Consider the following 7,915-nt stretch of genomic DNA (forward strand, 5'->3'; position numbering starts at 1 on the left):
CCCGGGTGCGCCCCGGGCGGCAGGGCCTCGGTCCGGGGCGGGCCCCCGCCGCGGACCCACCGAGGGACACCCCACGGCGCCAGCGCCGCCGGGGAGAGCGAGGGAGAGACAGCGGGGATGAAGACGGACACGCCGACCGCCGACACCGGGCAGCACTGCGCGGAGGTACGCCGTGGCCGGCCCCGGAGCGAGGCCGCCGAGCAGGCCATCTTCACGGCCGTCGAGGACCTGATGGCCGGCGGTACCGCGCTGTCCGAGCTCACCATCGAGGGCATCGCCGCCGCCGGCGGCGTCGGCAAGGCCACCATCTACCGGCGCTGGTCCAACAAGGAGGCCCTGCTGGTCGACGTGGTCAGCCGGCTGGAGGAGCCGCTGCCGGAGCCCACCGGCGCCGGCGCCCGGGCCGACCTGATCGCCCTGGTCGACCACGTCCGCCGGCGCGGCCTGGCCAAGCGCACCCGCTGGGTGCTCAAGGCCGCCCTCGGCCAGATGCAGACCCTGCCCGAGCTGTACTCCGCGTACCGGGAGCGGGTGATCAAGCCGCGCCGGGAGGTCGGGCTCCGCCTGATCCGCCAGGCCGTCGCCGAGGGCGTGATCCGCGACGACCTCGACCTGGAACTGCTCAACGACCTCCTGATGGGGCCGATCCTCTACCGCAGCATCCTGTGGGACGACTCCGACCTGGAGGACCCGGACCTGGCCCGCAAGCTGGTCGACTCCGTGCTCGAAGGCCTCGCACCCCGCTGACCCCGCCCGACCCGCGCCCGAACGTGGCCTCGCTCACCAAACCGGGCCACGCCGGAACCCGCTCAGCGGGACCGACGTCTGTCCCGGCATAGGCTGAGCCGGACAATCGATCAAACCGGCACCGGTCCGGTGAGTGCCCGCCCGACGACGGGCCGGACACCGGAGCGGCGACGGCACGAGCGACGGGAGCCACTTCATGGCGCAGGCGGACAGGACCGAGCGGATCGCGGCCCCCGGGGGCGACGCCGACGGCCCGGCCCCCGCGGTGCGTCGCGGCGGCTTCCTCGGCCTGCGCCACTGGGGCCGGGACGCCCGCGGCAGCGGCACCTGGCGGCGCGGCCTGGTGGTCGCCGCGCTGGCCGTGCTCACCGCCGCGCTGCTCGCCTTCCACGCCGAGGTGCCCAACAGCGTCGGCAACCTCGGCAGCCTGCTGGAGACCTTCCTGCCCTGGCTGGGCCTGGCCGTCCCGGTGCTGCTGGTACCCGCGCTGCTGCGCCGCTCCGCCACCGCGCTGCTGGCCCTGCTGCTGCCCGTCGTGCTCTGGGTCAACCTGTTCGGCGGGCTGCTGTCCGACAAGAGCGGCGGCAAGGGCGACTGGACGGTGGTCAGCCACAACGTCGCCGCCGCCAACACCGACGTGCCGGGCACCGTCCGCACCCTGGTGGACTCCGGCGCCCAGATCGTCGCCCTGCAGGAGCTGGCCGGCCGGCAGCTGCGCTCGTACGAGACCGGGCTCGCCGGCGCCTACCCGCACCACACCGTGGAGGGCACGGTCGGGCTCTGGTCGAAGTACCCGATCGAGGACATCTCCCCGGTGGACCTGAAGATGGGCTGGACCAGGGCCTTCCGGGCCGAGGTCACCACCCCGCAGGGCCCGGTCGCCGTGTACGTCGCGCACCTGCCCTCGGTGCGGCTGAAGGCCGAGGGCGGCTTCACCGTCAACCAGCGGGACCTCAGCGCGCAGGCGCTCGGCAACGCGATCCAGGCCGAGCCGCTGAAGAAGGTCCTGCTGCTCGGCGACCTCAACGGCACCATGAACGACCGCAGCCTGGCGCCGGTCACCTCGCAGATGCGCTCGGCCCAGGGCGCCGCCGGCGACGGCTTCGGCTTCAGCTGGCCGGCGGCCTTCCCGATGGCCCGGATCGACCAGATCATGAGCAAGGGCGGGCTCACGCCGGTGGACTCCCGCACCCTGTCCCGGGACGGCAGCGACCACCTCGCGGTGGCCGCCACCTACCGGTACTCGGCGTAGCGGTCAGCCGCGCCGCCAGCGGTTGGTGATCGGCAGGCGGCGGTCCCGGCCGAAGTTCTTGGCCGAGACCTTCGGGCCCGGCGGGTACTGGCGCCGCTTGTACTCGGCGCTGTCGACCAGCCGGACCACCCGGTCCACCACGGCCGGGTCGAAGCCGTCCGCCACGATCGAGTCCCGGCCCTCGTCGCCCTCGATGTAGCGGGCCAGCACGCCGTCCAGCAGGTCGTAGTCGGGCAGCGAGTCGGTGTCCACCTGGTCCGGCCGCAGCTCGGCGGACGGCGGCTTGGTGATGGTGTGCTCCGGGATCGGCGGCACCTCGCCGCGCCGCACGGCCTCCTCGTTGCGCCAGCGGGCCAGCCGGAACACCAGTGACTTGTAGACGTCCTTGATGGGTCCGTAGGCGCCCACCGAGTCGCCGTACAGCGTCGAGTAGCCGACCGCCAGCTCGCTCTTGTTGCCGGGCGCGAGCACGATGTGCCCCTCCTGGTTGGAGATCGCCATCAGCAGGGTGCCGCGCAGCCGGGACTGGAGGTTCTCCTCGGCGAGGCCGGTCAGCTCGGTCGCCGCCAGGTAGGCGTCGAACATCGGGGCGATGGAGACGGTCCGCAGGGGCAGTCCGGTGCGGCGGGCCAGCTCGGCCGCGTCGTCCCGGGAGTGCTGGGAGGAGTAGCGGCTGGGCATCGAGACGCCGTGCACGTTCCGCGCGCCCACCGCGTCCACCGCGATCGCGGCCACCACCGCCGAGTCGATGCCGCCGGAGAGGCCGATCAGCACGGACGAGAAGCCGTTCTTGGTCACGTACGCCCGGGTGCCGGAGACCAGCGCGGCCCAGATCTCGGCCTCGTCGGACCGCCGCGGCGCCACCCCTGCGGTGAGCCTCCCGGCGGGCGCGTCCTGCGGTTCGCCGCCCAGCTCGGTGCGGACCAGGTGCAGCCCGTCGCTCAGCAGCAGTCCGTCGGTGTCGTCCCCCGCGGCGGCCGGCAGGTCGAGGTCCAACACCAGCAGGTGCTCCTCGAACTGCGGGGAGCGGGCCAGGACTTCGCCGCCCGCGCCGACCACGATCGAGTCGCCGTCGAAGACCAGCTCGTCCTGGCCGCCGACCATGTTGACGTACGCCAGGGTGCAGCCCGCCTCGGCCGCCCGGCGGCGCACCAGCTCCAGCCGCTGGTCGTCCTTGTTCCGCTCGTACGGGGAGCCGTTGATCACCAGCAGCAGCCCGGCGCCGGCCTCGCGGGCGGCGGTGACCCGGCCGCCGTCCTGCCAGATGTCCTCGCAGACGGCCAGCGCGACGTCCACCCCGTGCAGCCGCAGCACCGGCAGCTGGTCGCCGGGGACGAACCAGCGGAACTCGTCGAACACGCCGTAGTTGGGCAGGTGGTGCTTGGCGAACCGGGTCACCACCTCGCCCCGGTGCAGCACCGCGGCGCAGTTCTGCGGGGAGCCGGCCGGACGGTTGAAGCGCGGCGAGGCGTGCTCGGAGCGCCCGAGGTAGCCGACCACCACCGGGACCTCGCCCAGCCCCTCCGCGGCCAGGCGGCCGGCCAGCTCGACCAGCGCGGCGCGGGAGGCCTCGATGAAGGAGTGGCGCAGGGCGAGGTCCTCCACCGGGTACCCGGTGAGGGCCATCTCGGGGAAGGCGACCAGCTGCGCGCCGGCCTCCGCGGCCCGCTTGGTCCAGCGCACCACCTCGTCGCCGTTGCGGGCGAGGTCACCGACCCAGGGGTCGATCTGGCTCAGGGCGAGACGGAGATTGGGCATGCCCCGAGTGTAATCGTCCAACTGACGCGATGTCCTGGGCGGGGGCCCGCGGCGGGGGTCGGCGCTGCCGGGCCGGGCGGGGATCGGCCATGATGGGGGCAACCGCTTTACGAGGTCTTTCCACGGCCTCCGGGGCGTAACACGAGCGTAAAGAGCAGAGGTGAGACTGTCCCCATGGGCAAGCAGCAGCAGTTCGTGCTTCGGACGCTCGAAGAGCGTGACATCCGGTTCGTCCGGCTGTGGTTCACCGACGTGCTCGGGTTCCTGAAGTCGGTCGCGGTGGCGCCGGCCGAGCTGGAGCAGGCCTTCGAGGAGGGCATCGGGTTCGACGGCTCGGCGATCGAGGGCTTCGCCCGGGTGTACGAGTCCGACATGATCGCCAAGCCGGACCCGACCACCTTCCAGATCCTGCCGTGGCGCTCGGAGACCCCGGGCACCGCCCGGATGTTCTGCGACATCCTGATGCCGGACGGATCGCCGTCCTACGCCGACCCCCGGTTCGTGCTCAAGCGCACCCTGGAGAAGGCCTCCGAGCAGGGATTCACCTTCTACACCCACCCGGAGATCGAGTTCTTCCTGCTGAAGAACCTGCCCGGCGACGGCACCCCGCCGATCCCCGCCGACCACTCCGGCTACTTCGACCACACCCCGCGCGGGGTGGGCCACGACTTCCGCCGACAGGCGATCACCATGCTGGAGTCGATGGGCATCTCGGTCGAGTTCTCGCACCACGAGGGCGCCCCCGGCCAGCAGGAGATCGACCTGCGCTACGCCGACGCGCTGTCCACCGCCGACAACATCATGACCTTCCGGCTGGTCATGAAGGAGGTCGCGCTGGAGCAGGGCGTGCACGCGAGCTTCATGCCCAAGCCGTTCTCCGAGCACCCCGGCAGCGGCATGCACACCCACGTCTCGCTGTTCGAGGGCGACCGCAACGCGTTCCACGAGTCCGGCGCCGAGTACCAGCTGTCCAAGGTCGGCCGGTCCTTCATCGCGGGCCTGCTGAAGCACGCCGCCGAGACCGCCGCCGTCACCAACCAGTGGGTGAACTCCTACAAGCGGATCTGGGGCGGCTCCCAGCGCACCGCCGGGGCCGGCGGCGAGGCGCCGTCCTACATCTGCTGGGGCCACAACAACCGCTCGGCACTGATCCGGGTGCCGATGTACAAGCCGGGCAAGCAGGGCTCCACCCGGATCGAGGTCCGCTCCCTGGACACCGGCTGCAACCCGTACCTCGCCTACGCCGTCACCCTCGCGGCCGGCCTGAAGGGCATCGAGGAGGGCTACGAGCTCCCGCCCGGCGCCGACGACGACGTGTGGGCGCTGTCCGACTCCGAGCGCCGCGCCCTCGGCATCCAGCCGATGCCGCAGAACCTCGGCGAGGCCATCGACCTGATGCAGCGCAGCGAACTCGTCGCCGAGACCCTCGGCGAGCACGTCTTCGACTTCTTCCTGCGCAACAAGCGCCAGGAGTGGGAGGAGTACCGCTCCGAGGTCACCCCGTTCGAGCTGCGGAAGAACCTCCAGGTGCTGTGAGCGGGTGACGGCCGCTCAAACCCCCGTCGGCCCGCTGTCGCCCCGGAGGTCGGCAGCGGGCCCTCCTATGGAGTGGACCTGCGGCGGAATCGCCGCACCGGTGGCGGAATGTGATGCTTATGTGACGGAGGGTTGTGGTCCGACCGGCCTGCTCGTCCGTCCATCCTGAAAGAGGATCACATGATCTCCTCCGTCAGTCGCGCCTCCGCCACTCGTCTGCTCCTCCGCAGGACCTGCGTCGCGGGCGCCGCCGTCGCCGCCGTCGCCGGCCAGCTGCTGGCCGCCCCGACCATCGCCGACGCCCGTGGTTCGGGCACGCCCTCCGGGCCGGAGGCGGGTGTCCAGCACGCACAGCAAGCCCAGCCCGCACAGCGCGCGAAGCAGCGGGCCACCACGATCGCCGAGAACCAACTGCCCTTCACCACCCGCTTCGAGGGCGACTTCCACGGCTCCATCACCCGGATCAGCAACTCGCTGATGACCTGCGACGAGACCAAGGCGCCGCTCGACCCGGAGCAGCCGCCCTGCCTGGACGCCCGCAAGGGCCTCGGCCCCAGGCCGATCAACAACAAGTACGAGATGAAGTACATCAACATCGACCCGGGCTCGGTCGGCCCGCTCGGTGACGCGATCTACTCCGCCAGCTCCGCCGACCTCGGCCTGATCGACGGCTCCCGGGTCACGTACGCCCGGCTGTACTGGGGCGGCACCCGCGGCATCGACGACGTCGTGCTGCCGGAGAACCAGATCGACGAGGTGTACCTGAAGGTCCCGGGCGAGCCCGAGTACCGCAACATCGCCAACGACCAGCCCTCCATCGGCTACATCACCACCGACGTGGAGAGCAGCTACCAGGCCTCCGCCGACATCACCGACCTGGTCAGGCAGGCCGGCAACGGCACCTACACCGTCGCCAACATGGACTCGGTGGTGAAGCCGCACAGCTGGGGCGGCTGGACGATCGTGGTCGCCTACGAGAACGAGTGCAAGCCGTACCGGCACGTCCACCTGTGGGACGGCTTCCGGGTCGAGCTGCCCGACAGCCCGCCGCGCGAGTTCGACCTCACCGGGCTCCGGACCCCGGCCACCGGCCCGGTGGCGGGCAAGCTCGGCTTCGTGGTCTACGACGGCGACCTCAAGTGGACCGGCGACACCCTCGCCATCAAGTCCACCCAGGGCCCGCAGGCGACCTTCTCCGACCTCAACCACGCCTCCAACGACGCGTTCAACTCCACCATCGAGGAGCTGACCCCGGCCGACCAGTTCGTCCGCACCCCGTACAACCGCAACAACTTCGGCTACGACTCCAACCGCTGGGACATCTCGCCGTTCCTGCGCAACGGGGACAGCGACATCAAGGTGCTGTTCGACACCGACAAGGACGGCTACGACCTCGGCGTCTTCTACGCCTACGTCAACCTGGACGGCTCCACCGAGGGCTGATCCCCCGTCGCACCACGGCGCCGCTGCCGCCCCACCCGCACCGCGCGGGCCGGCAGCGGCGCCGTCGCGTCCCGGCCCCGGGCGGCGCCGCGCAGCAGCCGCTCGCAGGGGCGCTCCACCCAGCGGTACAGCACGCCCGCGGCGGCCAGCGAACCGCCGGCCAGCAGCAGCCAGACACCGAACGTCGCGGCCCCCGGCGCCGGGCGGCCATGGACGGACAGCCAGCAGCGGACGCCGATCTCGTGCACCAGGTACCAGGCGAACGACCACTCGCCGAGCCGGACGGCCGTGCGGCCCGCCAGCAGCCGGGGCGGGCACCCGGCGGCGTCGCACCGGGCGGCGGCCGCCAGCAGGGCCGCGAACAGCGGCGCGGGGAGCAACTGGGAGGCGCTGTACGGGCCGTACCAGAGGGCGTCCGGGACAGCGGCGTGCCAGGGGACCAGCAGCAGGTGCCAGAGCGCCACGGCGGCGGCCGCCGGCAGGAGCCCCGACCGCGCCGACCGCACCCGGGGGAGCGCGCCGTGCCGCACGGCCAGGCCGGTGACCACGCCGAGGACGAACTGCGGGGTCCGGGTCAGCGGCAGGTAGTCCAGCAGCCAGCCGCGCACCGTCGGGTCGGCGGGCAGCAGGGCGCCGGCCGCCCAGAGCACCGGGCCGAGCGCGGTGCACAGGGCCGCGAGCGGCAGCCAGGCGCGCCGGCGCGGGGCCAGCAGGCGCAGCAGCGGCGGGAACAGCAGATAGAACCAGGCCTCGGCGCCCAGCGACCAGGAGGCCGGGTTGCCGCCGTACACGGTGGGCAGCGCCCACGGGTGCACCAGCGCCAGCGACCAGAGCGCGGCCGCCACCGGAAGCACCGCGCCGATCGCCGCGTCCGCGCCCAGGGACAGCACGGTGGTCAGCAGGTGCAGCGGCCAGATCCGGGCGAAGCGGCGGCGGGCGAAGGTCAGGGCCCCGGCCGGGGCGGGCGAGGCCCCGTACGTCCAGGCCAGCACGAAGCCGGAGAGCACGAAGAAGAACGTCACGCCCGAACGGCCGTACCAGGCGAGCGGGCCGAGCACCGGAAGCGTGCCCACCTTGTGGGAGAGGTGGTAGAGCACCACCAGCAGGGCCGCCCAGAAGCGCAGCCCGGTGAGCGAGGGCAGGCGGGCGGGGCCGGTCGTGGGCATCGGCGCTCCGGGG

6 protein-coding genes are annotated in these 7,915 nt (G+C 72.6%); 4 read left to right on the forward strand and 2 right to left on the reverse strand.

Going from position 1 to position 7,915, the window contains the following annotated elements; translation table 11 throughout:
- Positions 1 to 117: 117 nt before the first annotated feature.
- On the forward strand, positions 118 to 747 hold the full coding sequence (locus ACIQOV_RS17120) for a TetR/AcrR family transcriptional regulator (protein WP_401049286.1): 630 nt from the start codon (positions 118 to 120) through the stop codon (positions 745 to 747).
- A gap of 196 nt (positions 748 to 943) precedes the next feature.
- The gene (locus tag ACIQOV_RS17125) at positions 944 to 1,999 is read left to right on the forward strand and encodes an endonuclease/exonuclease/phosphatase family protein (protein WP_401049289.1); all 1,056 of its coding nucleotides are present in this window, start codon (positions 944 to 946) and stop codon (positions 1,997 to 1,999) included.
- Positions 2,000 to 2,002: 3 nt separating this feature from the next.
- Here ACIQOV_RS17125 and ACIQOV_RS17130 read toward each other — a convergent pair whose 3' ends face one another.
- Positions 2,003 to 3,757: an NAD+ synthase gene (locus ACIQOV_RS17130; RefSeq protein WP_401049290.1), complete on the reverse strand. Its 1,755-nt coding sequence runs from the start codon at positions 3,755 to 3,757 to the stop codon at positions 2,003 to 2,005.
- 174 nt (positions 3,758 to 3,931) lie between these two features.
- Here ACIQOV_RS17130 and glnA point away from each other — a divergent pair, with 174 nt between their 5' ends.
- A complete protein-coding gene (gene glnA, locus ACIQOV_RS17135; protein WP_359896944.1) occupies positions 3,932 to 5,293 on the forward strand; it encodes a type I glutamate--ammonia ligase in 1,362 nt (453 codons plus the stop codon).
- A gap of 180 nt (positions 5,294 to 5,473) precedes the next feature.
- Positions 5,474 to 6,736: a hypothetical protein gene (locus tag ACIQOV_RS17140; protein WP_401049292.1), complete on the forward strand. Its 1,263-nt coding sequence runs from the start codon at positions 5,474 to 5,476 to the stop codon at positions 6,734 to 6,736.
- Here the strand turns inward: ACIQOV_RS17140 and ACIQOV_RS17145 are convergent.
- A partial coding sequence (locus tag ACIQOV_RS17145) for an acyltransferase family protein (protein ID WP_401049294.1) occupies positions 6,703 to 7,915 on the reverse strand: 1,213 nt, incomplete at its 5' end. The two genes, ACIQOV_RS17140 and ACIQOV_RS17145, sit on opposite strands and share 34 nt — an antisense overlap.

The organism is Kitasatospora sp. NPDC091257 (assembly GCF_044757675.1).
Taxonomy (GTDB): domain Bacteria; phylum Actinomycetota; class Actinomycetes; order Streptomycetales; family Streptomycetaceae; genus Kitasatospora; species Kitasatospora lactacystinica.